The sequence below is a fragment of the Microvirga roseola genome, from assembly GCF_020866965.1.
Taxonomy (GTDB): domain Bacteria; phylum Pseudomonadota; class Alphaproteobacteria; order Rhizobiales; family Beijerinckiaceae; genus Microvirga; species Microvirga roseola.
Map to the genome: position 1 here is coordinate 82,302 of NZ_JAJATX010000009.1, position 17,663 is coordinate 99,964.

Annotated in this window: 15 protein-coding genes; 9 read left to right on the forward strand and 6 right to left on the reverse strand. The window is 65.1% G+C overall.

What is annotated here, in order from left to right; genetic code table 11:
- The first annotated feature begins 98 nt into the window (after positions 1–98).
- A complete protein-coding gene (locus LG661_RS08390; protein WP_230531419.1) occupies positions 99–1,307 on the forward strand; it encodes an amino acid aminotransferase in 1,209 nt (402 codons plus the stop codon).
- A gap of 88 nt (positions 1,308–1,395) precedes the next feature.
- Here LG661_RS08390 and LG661_RS08395 read toward each other — a convergent pair whose 3' ends face one another.
- Both LG661_RS08395 and LG661_RS08400 read right to left on the reverse strand, forming a co-directional pair.
- Positions 1,396–2,157 (reverse strand): DUF2243 domain-containing protein, encoded by a 762-nt coding sequence (locus LG661_RS08395; protein WP_230531420.1) that lies wholly within the window; start codon positions 2,155–2,157, stop codon positions 1,396–1,398.
- Positions 2,158–2,258: 101 nt separating this feature from the next.
- On the reverse strand, positions 2,259–5,759 hold the full coding sequence (locus LG661_RS08400; protein ID WP_230531421.1) for an indolepyruvate ferredoxin oxidoreductase family protein: 3,501 nt from the start codon (positions 5,757–5,759) through the stop codon (positions 2,259–2,261).
- A gap of 195 nt (positions 5,760–5,954) precedes the next feature.
- On the opposite strand from LG661_RS08400, the gene LG661_RS08405 reads away from it, so the two are divergent.
- From LG661_RS08405 to LG661_RS08415, 3 genes are all read left to right on the forward strand, one after another.
- Complete coding sequence (locus LG661_RS08405; protein WP_230531422.1) at positions 5,955–6,602, forward strand: DUF1007 family protein; 648 nt, start codon at positions 5,955–5,957, stop codon at positions 6,600–6,602.
- A complete protein-coding gene (locus tag LG661_RS08410) occupies positions 6,593–7,618 on the forward strand; it encodes a nickel/cobalt transporter (RefSeq protein ID WP_230531423.1) in 1,026 nt (341 codons plus the stop codon). The genes LG661_RS08405 and LG661_RS08410 overlap by 10 nt, the downstream gene beginning before the upstream one ends.
- Before the next feature lie 125 nt (positions 7,619–7,743).
- Positions 7,744–8,358, forward strand: a complete 615-nt coding sequence (locus LG661_RS08415; RefSeq protein ID WP_230531424.1) for a YitT family protein — start codon at positions 7,744–7,746, stop codon at positions 8,356–8,358.
- 9 nt (positions 8,359–8,367) lie between these two features.
- On the opposite strand, the gene LG661_RS08420 is transcribed toward LG661_RS08415, so the two are convergent.
- Positions 8,368–9,963: a gamma-glutamyltransferase family protein gene (locus LG661_RS08420; protein ID WP_230531425.1), complete on the reverse strand. Its 1,596-nt coding sequence runs from the start codon at positions 9,961–9,963 to the stop codon at positions 8,368–8,370.
- A 151-nt stretch (positions 9,964–10,114) separates the two neighbouring features.
- Here LG661_RS08420 and LG661_RS08425 point away from each other — a divergent pair, with 151 nt between their 5' ends.
- A complete protein-coding gene (locus LG661_RS08425) occupies positions 10,115–10,297 on the forward strand; it encodes a hypothetical protein (protein ID WP_230531472.1) in 183 nt (60 codons plus the stop codon).
- A 2-nt stretch (positions 10,298–10,299) separates the two neighbouring features.
- Here the strand turns inward: LG661_RS08425 and LG661_RS08430 are convergent, their stop codons facing one another.
- From LG661_RS08430 to LG661_RS08440, 3 genes are all read right to left on the reverse strand, one after another.
- The gene (locus LG661_RS08430; RefSeq protein ID WP_230531426.1) at positions 10,300–10,668 is read right to left on the reverse strand and encodes a DUF1850 domain-containing protein; all 369 of its coding nucleotides are present in this window, start codon (positions 10,666–10,668) and stop codon (positions 10,300–10,302) included.
- Positions 10,665–12,968 (reverse strand): TRAP transporter permease, encoded by a 2,304-nt coding sequence (locus LG661_RS08435; RefSeq protein ID WP_407666681.1) that lies wholly within the window; start codon positions 12,966–12,968, stop codon positions 10,665–10,667. Before LG661_RS08435 ends, LG661_RS08430 begins: the two co-directional genes overlap by 4 nt.
- A gap of 95 nt (positions 12,969–13,063) precedes the next feature.
- On the reverse strand, positions 13,064–14,032 hold the full coding sequence (locus LG661_RS08440) for a TAXI family TRAP transporter solute-binding subunit (RefSeq protein WP_230531427.1): 969 nt from the start codon (positions 14,030–14,032) through the stop codon (positions 13,064–13,066).
- 153 nt (positions 14,033–14,185) lie between these two features.
- On the opposite strand from LG661_RS08440, the gene LG661_RS08445 reads away from it, so the two are divergent.
- From LG661_RS08445 to LG661_RS08460, 4 genes are all read left to right on the forward strand, one after another.
- The gene (locus LG661_RS08445) at positions 14,186–15,763 is read left to right on the forward strand and encodes a glucan biosynthesis protein (protein ID WP_230531428.1); all 1,578 of its coding nucleotides are present in this window, start codon (positions 14,186–14,188) and stop codon (positions 15,761–15,763) included.
- A gap of 93 nt (positions 15,764–15,856) precedes the next feature.
- Positions 15,857–16,006 carry a hypothetical protein gene (locus tag LG661_RS08450; RefSeq protein WP_230531429.1) on the forward strand — a complete coding sequence of 50 codons (150 nt, stop codon included), beginning with the start codon at positions 15,857–15,859 and terminating at the stop codon, positions 16,004–16,006.
- A 3-nt stretch (positions 16,007–16,009) separates the two neighbouring features.
- Complete coding sequence (gene aztA, locus LG661_RS08455) at positions 16,010–16,765, forward strand: zinc ABC transporter ATP-binding protein AztA (RefSeq protein WP_230531430.1); 756 nt, start codon at positions 16,010–16,012, stop codon at positions 16,763–16,765.
- 12 nt (positions 16,766–16,777) lie between these two features.
- Positions 16,778–17,644: a metal ABC transporter permease gene (locus LG661_RS08460; RefSeq protein WP_230531431.1), complete on the forward strand. Its 867-nt coding sequence runs from the start codon at positions 16,778–16,780 to the stop codon at positions 17,642–17,644.
- Positions 17,645–17,663 lie beyond the last annotated feature (19 nt).

Genomic DNA, 17,663 nt, shown 5'->3' on the forward strand with positions numbered 1-17,663 from the left:
GAAGAGCCTTGCGGGACCGCCGACCGAAGGGATAGGTCTCGAAGGGAGCAAGCGATGCTATCGCGGACGCAGGGCCACGACAGGCTTGGAGACCAGCAATGACGGAATCACTGTTTGGACGCGTAGAGGCTTTCGCAGGCGACCCGATCCTGTCCCTCAACGACAACTTCAAGGCCGATCCTCGGCCCGAAAAGATCAATCTCAGTATCGGCGTCTACACGGACGAGCATGGCCGCATCCCGGTCCTGGATTCGGTCAGGGCCGCCTATGAGCGCATCGGCTTCGCGGAGCGGCCCTATCTGCCCATGGAAGGGCATCCTCTCTACCGTGAAGGCGTGCAGAAGCTCGTCTTCGGAGAGAAGCACCCTGCCCTGGCCGAGAAGCGCACCGCAACGATACAGACCATCGGGGGAACGGGCGCGGTCGGCATCGCAGCCGACTTCCTGGCCAAGCATTGCCCCGGCCGGACCGTCCTCGTCAGCGATCCGACCTGGGAGAACCACCACGGGCTCTTCCAGCGGGCCGGCTTCACAACGACGACCTACCCCTATTGGAACCACAACGGCCGCTCCGTGGATTTCAACGGCATGGTGCAGGCGCTCGAGGCGGCGGAGCATGGCTCCATCGTCGTCCTTCAACCTGTCTGCCATAACCCGACCGGCGTCGACCTCGACGAAGGACAACAGATGGCCGTGACCGAGGTGCTGCTGGCCAAGCGCCACATCGTGGTGTTCGACATGGCCTATCAGGGCTTTGGAACCAGCCTCCACGAGGATGCCGCCTTCGTGCGCCGCTATGCGGAGCGCGCAAGCTGCCTCGTGGCCAATTCCTTCTCGAAGAACTTTTCGCTTTATGGCGAGCGCTGCGGCGGCCTGAGCGTCGTCTGCCGCGACAAGGACGAGGCGGAGCGCGTGCTCGGACAGCTCAAGCTCGCGGTGCGCCGCAGCTATTCGAGCCCGCCGATGACCGGCGGCCTCCACGTCGCCACAGTGCTCGGCAACGACCACTTGCGCGCTCAGTGGACGCGCGAGGTCGAGACCATGCGCAACCGCATGGACTCCGTGCGCAGGCTCCTTGCCGACGAGATTCGCGCCCTGTCGAACGAAGTCGATGTGGGATTCCTGCTGAACCAACGCGGCATGTTCAGCTTCACGGGCCTGTCAGAGCAACAGGTTACCGCCCTGCGCAAACGGGACGGCGTTTATCTGGTGGGCTCCGGCCGCATGTGCGTGGCGGGCCTCAACGAGGTGAATGTCCCCAAGGTCGCAAGGAGCTTCGTCGAGGTAAGCCAGGCGGTTCGAGGCTGAACAATCTGCTCCGTGGGGCAGTCTTTCCGTTCACCGGCGAGGGGCAGGATGACCTGCTCCTCGATCCTGCTTCGACGGTGAGGTTCGACTACGTGCGCAGATAGTTGAAGCACCCCGGCGGCAGGCCTGCGCCGCTCACCAGGATCGCGCCCTCGCGAAACAGGCGCCATCCCGACATCCCGTCCGCGAGGCGGATCACCACGAGCTCTCCGGATGGATCCGTCCAGACCACCTGCCCTCCGGCAGAGGAAACGGCTCTCATGGCTCCGGCCGGTCCGGTTCCCGAGGCGAACAGCACGGCCGTCAGCCCGTCCTCTTGAGGCTGCATGGCCTGAAAGCCAGCCGCGAACGTTAGGAGTGCCGCCAGCGCTTGGGCTTTCGTGGCGGATCGCCGGATCCCGTCACCATGCCTGTCGATCCTGCGCAGCATTAGCCAGCCCAGGAGCCAAGGGGCGAGGCCGAAGACGGCAAACCACAAGAGATCCCAGAACAAGGGATTGCCGCTGTCCATCCGAATGCGATGAATGCCGAGGAGCCAATGCGACAGAAAACTGTCCGCCACATGCCAGGCGCCGAATCCGATCAGGATGCAGGCCGCCAGCAAGCGGGGGGAGACATGTCTCGATATCGCGAGCATCCAGAGGCCGAGGCCTGCAATCACATACATCGCAGCATGGAAGTAGCCGTCCGCGGCGACCTGGAAACGGACATCATCGGAATTGATGGCGCTTAGAAGATGGTGCCACTGCAGGATCTGGTGCAGCAGAATGCCGTCGAAGAAGCCGCCGAGCGCAAATCCAAGACAGTAGCCGGACCACCGGGCACGATGACGGGTCTCGGCTGCGGCCATCGCTCTTCTCCATCGTGAACCGTTCCTGCCTTCAAGCCGAACGGCACGACGATGTTCCAGAAATGCCTGACCCCGGCCAATGGCCGGGGTCAGGGAGTATCTTACTCCGCTGCGACCGGGAGCGGTTGCTGCGGGGAGCGGAAGCGGGCGAGGAGGTCGGCCTCTTCCGCCTTGGCCGTCTTCAGGTTCCGCTCCTTGATGTGGCCGAAACCGCGGATCTTCTGCGGGATGGAGGCGAGCCCCACGGCCGTCGCATGGTTCTCCGCGTTCAGCTTCTCCACGATCTCGGCGACGAGCGCCTCGTAGTCGCGGATGAGCTGGCGCTCGGTCTTGCGCTCGTGGGTGTAGCCGAAGACGTCGAGCGGGGTGCCGCGCAGGCCTTTCAGGCCGGCGAGCACCTTGAAGCCCTTCATCATCCAGGGGCCGAAGGTCATCTTGCGCGGAACGCCCGTCGCCGGGTCTTTCCGCGCCAGGATCGGCGGCGCCATGTGGAATTCGTAGCGCAGGTTCTCGCCCTCGAAGGTCGAGGCGACCTGACGCTCGAAGTTGCCGTTGGTGTAGAGGCGCGCAACCTCGTACTCGTCCTTGTAGGCCATGAGCTTGAAGAGCGAGCGGGCGACGGCCTCCGTCAGCGCGGTAAAGCTCGGCGACACCCTCATCTCCGCCGTGCGCACGCGCTCGACGAGATTGCGGTAGCGCTTGGCATAGCGCGCGCTCTGGTACTCGGTGAGGAAGCCCACGCGCCGCTCGATCACCTCGTCCAGGGTCTCGGAGATCTTGCGCGCTTCCGTCGGGGCCTTCAGTTCGCCCATCATGCCCGCGATCACTTCGGGCTGGGCCGCCGCGCGGCGGCCCCACTCGAAGGCGGATAGGTTCATCTTCACGGCCTCGCCGTTCAGCTCGATGGCCTTGCGGATGGCCTCGCCCGAGAGCGGCACACGGCCGGTCTGGTAGGCGTAGCCCAGCATGAACATGTTGGCCGCGATCGCATTGCCGAGAAGCGCGGTGGCGATCGCCGTCGCGTCCACGAAGGCCGCACCGTCCGCGCCCGCAGCCGACTTGATGGCGCGCTTGATGCGCTCCGTCGGCAGCGAGAAATCAGCGTTGCGCGTGAACTCACCCGGCATCACCTCTGCGGTGTTGACCACCAGCGTGGTCTGTCCCGACTTCACGGAGGCCAGCACCTTCTTGGTGCCGGTGACCACAAGGTCGCAGCCCAGCACCAGATGGGCCGATTCCGCGCTCACGCGGATCGCATGGATGTCGTCCTGGTGGTTGGCCAGACGCACGTGGCTGTAGACCGCGCCGCCCTTCTGCGCCAAGCCCGCCATGTCGATCATGCCGAGGCCCTTGCCCTCGAGATGCGCCGCCATGCCGAGGATCGCACCGATGGTGACGACGCCCGTGCCGCCCACACCCGTCACGATGATGTTGAAGGTGCGGTCGATGGAGGGGATCGTCGGCTCGGGGAGCGGCTTGAACGTCATGCCGTCCGTCGGGACGGTCTCCGGCACCGCCTTCTTGGTCTTCGCCCCGTGCACTGTGACGAAAGACGGGCAGAAGCCCTTCACGCAGGAGAAGTCCTTGTTGCAGTTCGACTGGTCGATCTGCCGCTTGCGGCCGAATTCCGTCTCCACCGGCTGCACGGCGACACAGTTCGACTGCACGGAGCAATCGCCGCAGGCCTCGCAGACGAGCTCGTTGATGATGACGCGCTTGTCCGGATCCGGGAACTCGCCCCGCTTGCGGCGGCGGCGCTTCTCGGAGGCGCAGGTCTGGTCGTAGATCATCACCGTGACGCCGGAGATCTGGGCGAGATCCCGCTGCACCGCGTCGAGCTCGTCGCGGTGGTGGATCGTCATGCCTTCCGGCCAGCGGACCGACTTCGGGTACTTGTGCGGCTCGTCGGTAACGAGGGCGATGCGCTCCACGCCCTCCTCGCGCACCTGGCGCGCGATCATGTCGACGGTGAGCCCGCCCTCATGCTTCTGCCCGCCAGTCATGGCGACCGCGTCGTTGAAGAGGATCTTGTAGGTGACGTTGGTCTTGGTGTGGGTCGCCCAGCGCAGGGCCAGCACGCCCGAATGGTTGTAGGTGCCGTCGCCGAGGTTCTGGAACACGTGGCCGCGATTGGAGAACGGCGCCTCGCCGATCCAGTTCGCACCCTCGCCGCCCATCTGCGTGAAGCCGTCGGTGGAGCGGTCCATCCACTGCACCATGTAGTGGCAGCCGATGCCCGCATAGGCGCGCATGCCCTCGGGCACCTTCGTGGAACTGTTGTGCGGGCAGCCGGAGCAGAAATGCGGCACGCGAGTCGCCACGTCGCCGGTCGCAGCCAGCACTTCCTGCGCATGGCGCAGGCGCTGGACCCGTCCGCGCAGGTCGTCGTTGTTGTGGTAGGCGAGAAGCCGCTCGCCGATGACGATGGCGATGTCGTTGGGATCGAGCGCGCCCTTCACCGGGAAGAGCCAGTTGCCCGCCTCGTCCTTCTTGCCGATGCAGAGGGGCTGGTTGGCGGTGCCGTAAAGCTCCTCGCGCAGCTGCACCTCGATGAGGGAGCGCTTCTCCTCCACCACGATGATCTTGTCGAGGCCCTGCGCGAACTCGAGAAGCTCGCGCTGCGAGAGCGGCCAGGGACAGGCGACCTTATAGAGGCGAAGCCCCATGTCGTTCGCCTTCACCTCGTCGAGGCCGAGCTCGTCCATGGCCTGGCGCACGTCGAGATAGGACTTGCCGACCGTGATGATGCCGATCTTGGGATTGCGCCCTCCGGAGAGGACGATTCGGTTGAGGTTGTTGGCGCGGACGAACGCCAGCATGGCGTCGCGCTTGAAGTCCTGAAGCCGCGCCTCCTGGTCAAGCACGCCATCGCGGGCGCGGATGTTGAGGCCGCCGGGCGGCATCATGAAGTCATCGGGCATGATGATCTTCACGCGATCGAGTGATCCGTCGACGGAGGCCGTCGATTCGATGTTCTCCTTCACGCACTTGAACGCCGTCCAGCTGCCGCAGAAGCGGCTCATGGCGTAACCGTAGAGGCCGTAATCGAGGATCTCCTGAACGCCCGCCGGGTTCAGGATCGGGATCATCACATCGACGAAGTGAAACTCGGACTGGTGCGCGACCGTGGAGGATTCCGCCGTGTGGTCGTCGCCCATGAGCGCCAGCACGCCGCCATGCTTCGAGGAGCCGGCCATGTTGGCGTGGCGAAAGACGTCGCCGGAGCGGTCGACGCCCGGACCCTTGCCGTACCAGAGGCCGAAGACGCCGTCATACTTGCCGTCGCCGCGGATCTCGGCCTGCTGCGAGCCCCACACGGCGGTCGCGGCCAGCTCTTCGTTGAGGCCTGGCTGGAAGACGATGTTCGACTGCTCCAGCCACTTCCGGGCCCGCCAGAGATTCTGGTCCAGGCCGCCGATGGGCGAGCCGCGATATCCGGACACGAACCCGGCCGTGTTCAGGCCCGCCAGCCGGTCCCGCTCGCGCTGCATCAGCAGCATGCGGATGATCGCCTGCGTGCCCGTGATGAAGACACGGTCCTTGGTGAGATCGTACTTGTCGTCGAGCGTAACGTTACGGAGCGCTACATGACCTTCGGTCATTCTTCACTTCCCTCCTGGAGCCCTCGCCCCATTGCCGGTCGGCCCGGTCTTCTTGTTTTTGGAAATATGTCAGTAATGCTGACATAAGTACCGGAGCCCGTCAATCAACCGTCATCGTTTCGCCTCTGTTAACCATGAGACCTCATGCTCTATTTCCTCCGGCATGCCCAAAGCGTCGCCATAGAAGTGAAACGCATGACAGGTCGTCTTGGTCTTAAACTCCTCCTCACGTCTGTGCTAGCGGGGCTGGCCTCGCCCGCTCTGGCCCATCCCCACGTCTGGGTCACGGCCAGGGCAGAGCTGATCTATGATTCGAGCGGACAGGTGACGGGCGTCCGCCACGCCTGGACCTTCGACAAGGGCTATTCGGCCTATGTGACGCAGGGGCTCGACGCGAATAGCGACGGGAAATTCACGCCCGAGGAGCTGAAGGATCTCGCCAAGGAAAACACGGAATCCCTGGTGGAATTCGACTATTTCACCTCCCTGAAGGCCAATGGGAAGAAGCAGGATTTCGCCCCGCCCCGAGACTATGCCATGTCGTACGAGAACGAGGCGGCCACCCTGACCTATTTCCTGCCCCTCAAGAGCGCCGCCACCGCCAAGACCCTGGCGCTGGAGGTGTACGACCCAACCTATTTCGTCGCCTTTTCGCTTGCCGAAGGGGACGACGCGGTGAAGCTGGCGAGCGCGCCGAAAGGCTGCGCCACTACTATCTCCCGGGCCAAGCCCGCCGACCCGTCCAAGCAGCAGAACATGTCGGAGGCCTTCTTCGAGACCCTCACCGCAGCCTCCGATTTCGGCACTCAGTTCGCCAACAGGGCCATCGTCGCATGTCCGTAAGCGCCGAACCCTTCGGCCTGCCCGAACGAAGGCAGAGCCGCCTCTGGCCACGCCTGGGCTTGGCTGCCGCCGCCATCGCCCTGATCGCGGGCGCATTCGCCCTCCTCGCCTGGTGGCTTGCTCCGGTGACCGCGCCTCCGGTCCGCAATCCCTTCGGCATGGGCCTGCGGGAAGCCGCCCCCTCCGGCGGGATCGGGGCCTATCTCCTGGCGGTCCAGAGCGGCTTCTACCGCAGCCTGCAGGAGGCGGTCTCCGCCCTGAAGGACCAGGGATCGGCTCTCTGGACCCTGCTCACCATCGGCTTCGCCTACGGAATCTTCCACGCCGCCGGTCCTGGCCACGGCAAGGGGGTCATCGCCGCCTATCTCGTCGCCGACGAGAAGGCCCTCGCGAAGGGCTTCGGCCTGAGCCTGGCGGCCGCCCTCGTCCAGGCTCTGGTCGCGATCCTGATCGTCGGCCTCGTCGCCCTTCTCTTCAAGGCGACCGCCGCGACCATGAACCAGGTCACGAAGGGGGTGGAACTAGCGAGCTTCGCCGCCGTGGCGATTCTCGGTGCGGTCATCACCTGGCGCAAGGCCGGGAAACTCATTGGCACCTTCGATGTGACACGCCATGCCGGTGTTCTGTCGGAGGATTCCTGCGATCACGTCCACATGCCCCCGCCCGAGGAGCTGCGCCGCCTCACCCGCTGGCGGGATATGGCGGGCGTGGCGCTGGCTGCCGGCATCCGCCCCTGCGCCGGGGCGCTCGTGGTCCTCGTCTTCGCCCTCTCCCAGGGCCTCTTCGCCGCCGGAATCGCCGCCACCTTCGCCATGGCGCTCGGCACGGCGCTCACGACCGGCGCCATCGCGGCCCTTGCGGTCTTCTTCAAGGCGGCTGCTCTGAAGGTCGCCGGTGGACGCGGCGCTGCGGGCGAGATTGCCATGGCCGGAATCGAACTCATTGCCGCCGCCTTCGTGCTGGTGCTCGGAGCAAGCCTGCTCTTCGGCCTTTGGACGTCCACGGCAGGCAGCTAGAGGTGAGCGCCCCTCCGGCATGAGGGGCATGCTCACGCCGCATCCCTGCGAAACCTTGGCATTGTGGCCTCTGAAGCGCCTCGCTATAGCGGGCGCGCATCCAAAAAGCCGCAGGGAACCCAATCGTGTCCGAGCCATCGTCGACGAGCGTTCATCGCCCCCACGAGGACCTGATCGCCGGGCTCACGGGCACCCTTCTCGTCGCTCTCGGCGTCACCTTTTATTCCGAAACCACTTTGCTGACGGGCGGCACGGCAGGGCTTGCGCTCCTGCTGCAATACGCGACGCCGTTCGAGTTCGGACCTCTCTTCCTCGTCCTGAATCTCCCCTTCTACGCCCTGTCTATCCTGCGGATGGGCTGGAAGCTGACGATCCGGACGTTCCTGGCCGTGCTCATGGTCTCGGTCTTCTCCAAGCTCACGCCCAGCTGGATCGGCCTCGGCCACCTGGACCCGATCTATGCTTCGCTGGCCGGCGGCATTCTCATGGGCGTCGGGCTGCTGATCCTGTTCCGGCACCGGACGAGTCTTGGCGGCGTCAACATCCTGGCCCTGTACGCCCAGGAACGCTACGGCCTGCGCGCCGGCTATGTCCAGCTCGTCATCGACGCCGCAATTCTGCTGTCGGCCCTGCTGGTCATCGATTTCGGGAAGGTGGCCCTTTCCCTCGTCGGCACGACGGCGATCAATCTCGTGATCGCGACCAATCACAAGCCCGGGCGCTACATGGGCGTCAGCTGATCCTCCGGCTTACAATCCTGCCGCACCACCGTCGGAACGCGGATCGTGCGCTGCCTCCACACGGCCGTTGCGGGAATGACGCACCAGCATCCCCGCATGGCCGAATGTGTCGGCATAGGACTCGTCCATCTCCTCAACCTGATGGCCGAGCTGCAAGAGGCCCCGGATAAGGCCGGGATCGAACTCGCTTTCCACCTTCAGCATGGCCCCGGATCCGCGCATGCGCTTGTCGATCAGCCAGCGGGATGCCTCCAGGGCATCTGCCAGCCCCATGCCGAAGGCATAGCGCGTGAAGATCTGGCCAAGGAACTGAGGCTGGGTTTCGCCGCCCATGGTGCCGAAGGAGAGGACGCGCCCATCGTCGAACACGGCGAGGCCCGGATTGAGGGAATGGAAGGGCCTGTGGCCCGGCTCCAGCCGGTTGGGGCTTGCGGGATCCAGCGAGAAGGCCGAGCCGCGGTTGTGCCAGAGAATGCCGGTTGCCGGCAGCAGGCAGCCGGAGCCGTAGGCCCAGAAGATCGACTGGATGTAGGAAACGGCGAGCCCGTCCTTATCGATGGCTCCCATCCAGATCGTGTCCCCGTCGATGGGGCGTGGGAGCGGAAAGGAGGCGGCCCGGCGCATGTCGATGAGCGCCGCCTCCCGTTCCAGCACGGAGGCCTCCAGGAAAGCGGCCGGGTCGTGGACGAGGTTCATCGGGTCCGCCACCGCCCGGTCGCGGGTGGCGAAGGCGCGCTTCGAGGCTTCGATCAGGGCGTGATGGTGCTCCGGCGTCTCTGCCTTCGCGACCTTCAGGCGCTCGAACAATCCGAGAATGAGAAGGGTCGCCAGCCCCTGGGAGGGCGGCGGGAGATTGTAAACGGTGGAACCCTTGAGCCGCAGGGATAGAGGCTGCACGACGCGGGCCCGATAGGTCTCCATGTCGCGCCGTGCGATCGGAGCGCCAAGCCGCTCCAGATCCGTCGCGATCTCGCGCCCCACATCGCCCCGGTAGAAGTCGGAGAAACCCGTATGAACGAGTTGCTCCAGGGTATCTGCAAGGCGCGGAGCTCGCCGGATCGTGCCCGCAGGCGCCCGCTTGCCTTCGACGAGAAAGGCCTCCGCGAAGCCAGGAACCGCATAAAGCGCAGCCTCCTCGCTCGTCCTGAACCGGGCCTCGGATCGGGAGACGGGATAACCGTCGCGGGCGAAGCGGATGGCATCTCCCAGGAGCAGGTCACGAGGCATCTGGCCGCCGAGCGCTTTTGCGAGTTCGAGCGCCAGTCCCCAACCGTTTACGGCACCGGCCACGGTCAGGGCCGCATCCGCCCCACGGGAGGGAACGGCATCGTAGCCTTTCTCCCGATAGCGCCTGAGTGTCGCGAGCGAACCGGCAGGCCCGGAGGCATCGATGGCGTGAAGACGGCCCTTCGGCTCCCGCACGAGCCAGAACCCGTCCCCGCCGAGACCGTTCATGTGGGGGTAGACGACGGCGATCGTCGCCGCCATAGCGACCATGGCCTCGACGGCATTGCCGCCCGCGGCAAGGATCATCTGGCCGGTTTCGGCGGCAAGCCTGTGGGGAGCGGCAACGGCGGCAGTCGAAAAGACGGGTGTCTCGGGCATGACCGGATTTGTGCGTAGCAGAATGAGGAACGGGGAGAACTTGCACCGGAGGGGGCGTTTAGGGTAGTCCCCTTCTTCAAGAACGGAGTAAGCGACCTTGGCTCAGGCGAACCGCACCAACTGGCGCAATGTCATCACCATCGTGAGCATCATGATCCTGATCGGGACGGAAGTCTTCGGGATTGCTGTCGCGGCTGGCTGGGCCGTCGCGGGACTGTTCGAACTCGGCGACCCCGTAAGCTATGTACTGATGGTCTTGTTCAGCCTGTTGGGCGTCTACATCATGCTTGGCCTCTGGCGCCGCAGCGTCGCCATCGAGCCGCTGACCGAGTAGGCCTAAGAGCCCTCGCAAACCTTCATCGTGACAGGATCGGCCTCGGCCGGCACGTAGGCTTCCATCGGGCGGCAGGCGCCCGAGATGCAGATCCGCCAGTCTGCCGTCGCTCCTGAGCGCCGCATGACGACCTCCTGCTGCTGCGGGAGATTCGGATGCCAAATCCAGGCTCCGTTCACAAGCCTCGCTTCAGGCGGCGGCTCCATCCCGGCCCCGGAACCCCGTACCCGCGCCTCGACGAGTTCAAGCCCCGCAGGACCGGCACGCCATTCCTCCTCCCAGACGATCTTCTCGACCGAATGCGTCCAAGCCAGGGTGATCGCGCCCGCCATGAGAGGCGCGATCTTGGAACCTGCGAGCAGGCAGATCATCGGCTGGCGACCGCCACCCTGGACTTGCGGGCTCGCCAGAAATGCGCGCCGAGAGCAACGATGGCGAGACCGAAGCCGATCTCGTCGGTGATGGGCAGCGCCAGAACGAGGCTTGCGGCGGCGGCGACAGCGATAATCCGCTCCCACCACAACATCTTCACCTGGAGATAGCCCACGGAGGCAGCGCCCCACAGCACTACGGCGAGACCGGCCTTCACCACCATGTAGGCGACCTTGAGCCAGAAGGTTGGCCCTCCGTCGGCAAACTGGCCCACCGCCTGCATCATGAGCGCCGGGTCATAGACCGCCATGTAGGGGATCACGAAACCAGGAAGCGCGATGCGCAGAGCAGCAAAGCCGATCCGGAAGCCGGAAGCCTTCGCGATCGGGGCGGCCGCAAAGGCGGCCAGCGCCACCGGAGGCGTCAGGTCGGCCATGATGCCGAAGTAGAAGACGAACATGTGCGAGACGATAAGCGGCACATCGAGCGTCAGGAGAGCCGGCGCGGCGAGCGACGAGGTGATGATGTAGTTCGGGATCGTCGGGATGCCCATGCCCAGGATCAGGCTGACGAACATCGTCAGGATCAGGGACAGGATCAGCGAGTCCTCGCCGATGGAGACGACCCAGTTACCGAAGATCGTGCCGATGCCGGTGAGCGTCATCGTGCCGATCACGATGCCGACGACGGCGCAGGCGAGACCGACCGGCAGCGCCTGGCGGGCGCCGTCAGCCAGGGCGTCGCGGCAGGCTTCCAGGGTTTCCGTCCCGCCACGGGTGAGCAGGCTCAGAAGCACGAGGACGGCCACCAGAACCAGGACGAGGGTGACGCCGACCCAGAGGAAGGCTGCCGCGAGCAGGCCGAGGCCGACCCAGAACACGAGGCGCACCGTCTCGCTCACGAGGCCCAGCGCAAGCGCGCCCGCCAGGATGAGCACAACCGTGAGCGCGAGTCCGACGGAGCCTGCGAAGAGCGGCGTGTAACCTGAGAACAGGAGATAGACGAGAACCGCCAGCGGCAGGATGAGGTGCCACTTCTCCCGCAGGGCGCGTCCGGCGCTCGGCAGTTCCGCCTTCGATAGACCCATCAGGCCGGAGCGGCCGGCTTCGAGATGCACGGCCAGGAAGGCGGAGGCGTAGTAGAGGATCGCCGGGATGATGGCGGCCTTGACGATTTCGACGTAAGGAACGCCGATGGTCTCGGCCATTATGAAGGCCACCGCGCCCATGACCGGAGGCATGATCTGGCCGCCCATGGATGCCGTCGCCTCGACACCGCCCGCGAACTCGGAGCGATAGCCGAAGCGCTTCATCAGGGGAATGGTGAACTGGCCCGTGGAGACCACGTTGGCCACGCCCGAGCCCGAAATCGTTCCCATCAATGCGGAGGAGAAGACCGCCACCTTGGCGGGCCCGCCTCTCGCACTTCCGAACAGCCCCATGGCCACGTCCGTAAAGAGCTGGATCATGCCGGCGCGCTCGAGGAAAGCCCCGAACAGGATGAAGAGGAAGATATAGGTGGCCGAAACGAGGGTCGGGGTGGCGTAGAGTCCCTCCGTTCCGAAGGACATGTGCTCGATCACCTGCTCGAGGGGATAGCCACGGTGATCGAAGGGAGCCGGCAGGTAATTCCCGAAGAGGCAGTAGGCGAGGAAGAGGCCGGCGACGATGGGCAGCGCCGGTCCCATGACACGCCATACGAGATAGAACAGGATCGCGATCGCCGTGACGCCCACGATGAAATCCGCCTGTGTCAGCTCGCCTGCGCGGATCACAAGTTCGTCATAGAGCGCCCAGTGATAGAGCCCGACGCCGAAGCCGGCGAAGCCGATGATCCAGCCGATGGCGCGCGTGACGGAGTTTCCGGCCCGGTGGTTCGCCAGCATGGCGCCGGCGACGAGGCACAGGAAGCCTACATGCAGCGCTCGCACGACCTGGCTCGGCAGGCTCCCCGGAAATTTGAGGATCAGGCCGTAGACGACCGCAAGCGACACAAGGGCCAGCACCCCATCGGTGACGCGATGCCCCTTCATGGCGCTGAAGACGAGCCAGCCCGCCCATGTGACGAGGACTGCGCCGATGAGATAGATCAGCGTGACGTTGCCGAAGAACGGCCGATCGAGGGGGATGCCGAAGGCGGTGATGATCTGGAACGTGGAGAACGCAATTGCGATCCAGAACAGAAGGCTGCCGAGGATCCCTCCGCCGAAATTCTCAGGCAAGCCATGCTCGGGATTCGCTTGCGGCGTCGACGGCGCCTCCAGCTCTGCGACCTCAGATGCATTCACACCGTGACTCATGGTGCGTTGTCTCCCTCGAGCGTTGTTGCCGGCTCACATGAAAAAAGGCCGGAGCAGTTCACCTGCCCCGGCCTTTTTGTCAAATGGATTAAGGCTTACGAGCCCTGCTTCTTCACGCCCTTCTCGTCGAAGTAGCGCTGCGCGCCCGGATGCACCGGCACCGGCATCCCCGACAGAGCGTTCTCGAGCTTGATGTCCTTGGCAGCCGAGTGGGCCGCCGCCAACTCGGGCAGGCTCTCATAGAGGGACTTGGTCATCTTGTAGACGGTGTCGTCGCTCACGCCGGAATGCGTGACGAGGTAGTTCACCACCGCTGCGGTTGGCACGTCCGCGCTCTGGCCCTCGTAGGTGCCGGCCGGAATCGTGGACTTCACGTAAGGCGAGCCGACCTTCTCGACCACGGACGTGGGGATCTCCACCACGGTGATCGGAACGGAGGTGGCGAGGTCGCGGATCGAGGACACGCCGAGGCCTGCCGACTGCAGGGTCGCATCGAGCTGACGGTTCTTCATGAGCTCGACGGACTCGCCGAAGGGGAGGTACTCGACCTTGCCGAGATCCTTGTAGGTCATACCGGCGGCTTCCAGGATCGCGCGGGCGTTGAGCTCGGTGCCGGACTTGGGCGCACCGACGGAAACGCGCTTGCCCTTCAGGTCAGCCAGCGTCTTGATGCCGGAGTCCTTCGTGGCCACGATCTGGATGTGGTTGGGATAGATGGCCGTAACGCCACGCAGCTTGTCGAGCTTCGACCGGAAACCGGCCTCCTCGTTGCCCTGCCAGGCGAGCGCAAGGCTGTCGCCGAGCGTGAAGCCGAGCTCGCCCCGGCCCTGCTGCAGCAGGTTGAGGTTCTCGACGGAAGCCTTGGTGGCCTGGACCGACGGACGGGCGCCCTCGATCTTGTCCGTGTAAACCTTGGAGATGGCCACACCGAGGGGGTAATAGACGCCGGAGGTGCCGCCGGTCAGGATGTTGATGAAGTCCTGCGCCTGGGCGGGAAGGCTCGCACCCGCGAGGGCGATGGCTGCTGCGGCACCGATGAGCCGGCGCGTGAGTTTTTGACGCATGGCGTACTCCCTGTTGTGAGGCGCCGCACATGTGGCGCCTGTGTGTGAGGCTAGTTTGGCGGCTGACGCCGAATTCTCAAGAGGCTAAGAGGGACTTAATCCTGCCATCTTGGTTGGTAGGGGTCCGCACTCCACAAATCAATGCGTTTTTCCATGCTCAATCGCCGTCAGTTCCTTCACGCCGCAACAGCCACAGCCGGCATGGCCGCCGCCGGGTTCCCCCACGATGCCCTGGCGCAGCAGGGGCTGAAGATGGGCTCGCCCGCTCCCTTCTCCTTCGCGGCCCTGAAGAAGCGCGCGCGGGAAATGGCTAGTGCGCCCTATACGCCACCTCCCAGGCCCGCCTCCGAGGTGCTCCAGCAGATCGACTATGACGCCCATGGCAAGATCAAGTTCAAGACGGATCTAGCCCTGTGGGCCAATGGGCCCAGCGAGTTTCCGGTCACCTTCTTCCATCTCGGGCGCTACTTCCAGAAGCCCGTGCGGATGCACGTGGTGGACAAGGGACAGGCCCGGGAGATCGTCTACGACTCCGACTACTTCGAGATGCCGGCGGATTCGCCGGCCCGGAAGCTGCCGGACAATTCGGGCTTTGCGGGCTTTCGCTTTCAGGAGGCGCGGCGGGGTAAGCTCGACTGGCGCAAGAATGATTGGGTCGCCTTCCTCGGCGCCTCCTATTTCCGAGCCATCGGCCAGCTCTACCAATACGGCCTCTCCGCCCGCGGCCTCGCGGTCGATGTCGCTGTCTATGGGAAGAACGAGGAATTCCCGGACTTCACCCACGTCTATTTCGATACGCCACAGCCCGGCTCGAACACGGTGACGGTTTATGCCCTCCTCGAGGGGCCGAGCGTGGCGGGAGCCTATCGCTTCGTCATGCAGCGGGCGGCCTCCGTGATCATGGAGGTCGAGGCGGCCGTCTTCCTCCGTCACGACGTGAGCCGCCTCGGTATTGCGCCGCTCACATCCATGTACTGGTACTCGGAGAAGGCGAAGACCACTGCCATCGACTGGCGCCCGGAGATCCACGATTCCGACGGCCTTGCCATGTGGACGGGCTTGGGCGAGCGTATCTGGCGTCCCCTCAACAACCCGCCCCACATCATCACCTCGGCTTTCTCGGACGAGAACCCGAAGGGTTTCGGCCTCCTCCAACGCGACCGGAACTTCGATCACTACCTCGACGGCGTCTATTACGACCGCCGCCCCTCGCTCTGGATCGAGCCGCAGGGGTTCTGGGGCAAGGGCACCATCCAGCTCGTCGAGATCCCGACCGACGACGAGATTCACGACAACATCGTCGCCATGTGGGTGCCGGCGGAGCCCGCCCGGGCCGGACAGGCCTATGAGTTTCGCTATCGCATGCACTGGTCGGCGGACGAGCCCTATCCGACACCGCTCGCCCGCGTCGTTGCGACCCGTTTCGGCAATGGCGGGCAGGCCGGAACCGTGCGGCCGAAAGGCGTGCGCAAGTTCATGGTGGAGTTCCTCGGCCCTCCCCTCGCCCGCCTGCCGAATGGCGTCATTCCGCGCCCGGTCCTTACCGCCTCCCGCGGCGAGTTCTCCAACATCCTGACAGAGGCGGTGCCGAACGACGTGCCTGGCCACTGGCGGACCCAGTTCGACCTGACCGTCGCCGGAGCGGAGCCCGTGGAGATGCGCTGTTACCTACGCAGCGGCGACTTGGTTCTGAGCGAAACCTGGCTGTACCAGCACCACCCGATCGCCTAAAGGTTGCGGCGCAGTTGCACTGCAATCAAAAAATGCGTATAAAATACTGTACGCCCTCTGGAAACGGCGGAAATACCGGTTTATCTGGGTGGTATGACGCATAGCGACCATCACCACGAGCACCGTGCGATTGCCGCCGCACCGACTTTTTCGCTCCTTCGCCTCTCGGCGGGGCAGCGCTTGGCCGGCGCGGCTGCCGTGATCACCGGCATGTGGCTGCTGGTCTTCCTGGTAGTGGCCTGAGCCATGACCGCGCCCGCGACCGCCATCCGTTTCGATGAAGTGACCCTCGGCTATGGCCGCAGGCCCGCCGTCCACCATCTCGACGGTGAGATCCCCGCCGCGAGCCTGACCGCAGTGGTGGGCCCGAACGGGGCCGGCAAGTCGACCCTGCTCAAGGGCATCGTCGGCACGCTCAAGCCTCTCGACGGCCGCATCCGCCTCACGGGCGCCGCCTCCAGGACCCCGATCGCCTATCTTCCGCAGGCGGCGGAGATCGACCGATCTTTTCCGCTCTCGATCTACGATCTGGTGGCCATGGGCCTCTGGTCCCGTTCCGGCCTCTTCGGCGGCATCACCCGCAAGGACAACACCCGGATCGAGGAGGCGTTGGCCGCCGTAGGGCTGACCGGGTTCGAGCGTCGCCCGATCTCGACCCTCTCGGGCGGACAGATGCAGCGCGCGCTCTTCGCACGATTGCTCCTGCAGAACTCGCCTGTCATTCTCCTTGATGAGCCCTTCACGGCCATCGACGCCAAGACGACGGCCGATCTCCTGGAGCTCGTCCAGCGCTGGCATGACGAGTCCCGCACGGTCGTCGCCGTGCTGCACGACCTCGACGTGGTCAAGCGCGTCTTCCCGCAGACCCTTCTGATCGCCCGCGAGCCGGTGGCGTGGGGCGAGACGCAGGAGGTCCTGAAACCGGAGAACCTTCTCAAGGCGCGCCGCATGGTCGAGGCGCACGACCCCCATGCCGCCGCCTGCCATCGTAATGTCGCGTAAGGGCGCACGGGCATGATCGAGGCGCTTTTCAGTCCCTTTGCCGAATTCGAGTTCATGCAGCGCGCCCTGGTGGGCGTGATCGCCATCGCCCTGGGAGGCGGTCCCGTCGGCGTGTTCCTGATGCTGCGGCGCATGAGCCTCACCGGCGACGCCATGGCCCATGCGATCCTCCCCGGCGCGGCCGTCGGATACCTGCTGGCGGGTCTTTCACTCCCGGCCATGACTGTCGGCGGGCTCGTCGCAGGCGTCGTGGTCGCCATGGCGGCCGGTCTCGTCTCCCGCCTGACGGCGCTGAAGGAGGATGCCTCGCTCGCGGCCTTCTACCTCCTCTCCCTCGCGCTCGGCGTCACCATCGTCTCTCTCCGGGGCTCGAACGTGGACCTACTGCACGTTCTCTTCGGCACGGTCCTGGCGCTCGATGACAATACGCTGCTGCTCCTGGGCGGAATCTCCACCCTGACGGTGCTGGCGCTGGCCGTCCTCTACCGCCCTCTCGTGCTCGAATGCGTGGACCCCACCTTCCTGCGGTCTGTCAGCCGGGCCGGTACGCCGACGCACCTGATCTTTCTCGGCCTCGTGGTGATGAACCTGGTCGGCGGTTTCCATGCCCTCGGAACGCTGCTTGCCGTCGGCATGATGATGCTGCCGGCCGCCGCCTCCCGCTTCTGGGCCAGCGACATCACCTTGATGATGATCCTCTCCGTCGTCATCGGCATCGCCTCCGGTATTTGCGGCCTTCTGCTCTCGTTTCACCTGGAACTCCCGGCGGGTCCCGCCATCATCCTGGCGGCCGGTGTCGCCTATGTGATCTCCCTCATGCTGGGGCGTGAGGGCGGCCTGCTCTGGCTCGCGTGGCCCGGCAGGCACCTGGAAGCCTGATACCTCTCAAGAAAGGATC

Coding starts and splice junctions, on each gene's coding strand:
- LG661_RS08390 (WP_230531419.1), top strand. CDS start 99: ATGACGGAATCACTGTTTGGACGCGTAGAGGCTTTCGCAGGCGACCCG.
- LG661_RS08395 (WP_230531420.1), bottom strand. CDS start 2,157: ATGGCCGCAGCCGAGACCCGTCATCGTGCCCGGTGGTCCGGCTACTGT.
- LG661_RS08400 (WP_230531421.1), bottom strand. CDS start 5,759: ATGACCGAAGGTCATGTAGCGCTCCGTAACGTTACGCTCGACGACAAG.
- LG661_RS08405 (WP_230531422.1), top strand. CDS start 5,955: ATGACAGGTCGTCTTGGTCTTAAACTCCTCCTCACGTCTGTGCTAGCG.
- LG661_RS08410 (WP_230531423.1), top strand. CDS start 6,593: ATGTCCGTAAGCGCCGAACCCTTCGGCCTGCCCGAACGAAGGCAGAGC.
- LG661_RS08420 (WP_230531425.1), bottom strand. CDS start 9,963: ATGCCCGAGACACCCGTCTTTTCGACTGCCGCCGTTGCCGCTCCCCAC.
- LG661_RS08425 (WP_230531472.1), top strand. CDS start 10,115: ATGATCCTGATCGGGACGGAAGTCTTCGGGATTGCTGTCGCGGCTGGC.
- LG661_RS08430 (WP_230531426.1), bottom strand. CDS start 10,668: ATGATCTGCCTGCTCGCAGGTTCCAAGATCGCGCCTCTCATGGCGGGC.
- LG661_RS08435 (WP_407666681.1), bottom strand. CDS start 12,968: ATGAGTCACGGTGTGAATGCATCTGAGGTCGCAGAGCTGGAGGCGCCG.
- LG661_RS08440 (WP_230531427.1), bottom strand. CDS start 14,032: ATGCGTCAAAAACTCACGCGCCGGCTCATCGGTGCCGCAGCAGCCATC.
- LG661_RS08445 (WP_230531428.1), top strand. CDS start 14,186: ATGCTCAATCGCCGTCAGTTCCTTCACGCCGCAACAGCCACAGCCGGC.
- LG661_RS08450 (WP_230531429.1), top strand. CDS start 15,857: ATGACGCATAGCGACCATCACCACGAGCACCGTGCGATTGCCGCCGCA.
- aztA (WP_230531430.1), top strand. CDS start 16,010: ATGACCGCGCCCGCGACCGCCATCCGTTTCGATGAAGTGACCCTCGGC.
- LG661_RS08460 (WP_230531431.1), top strand. CDS start 16,778: ATGATCGAGGCGCTTTTCAGTCCCTTTGCCGAATTCGAGTTCATGCAG.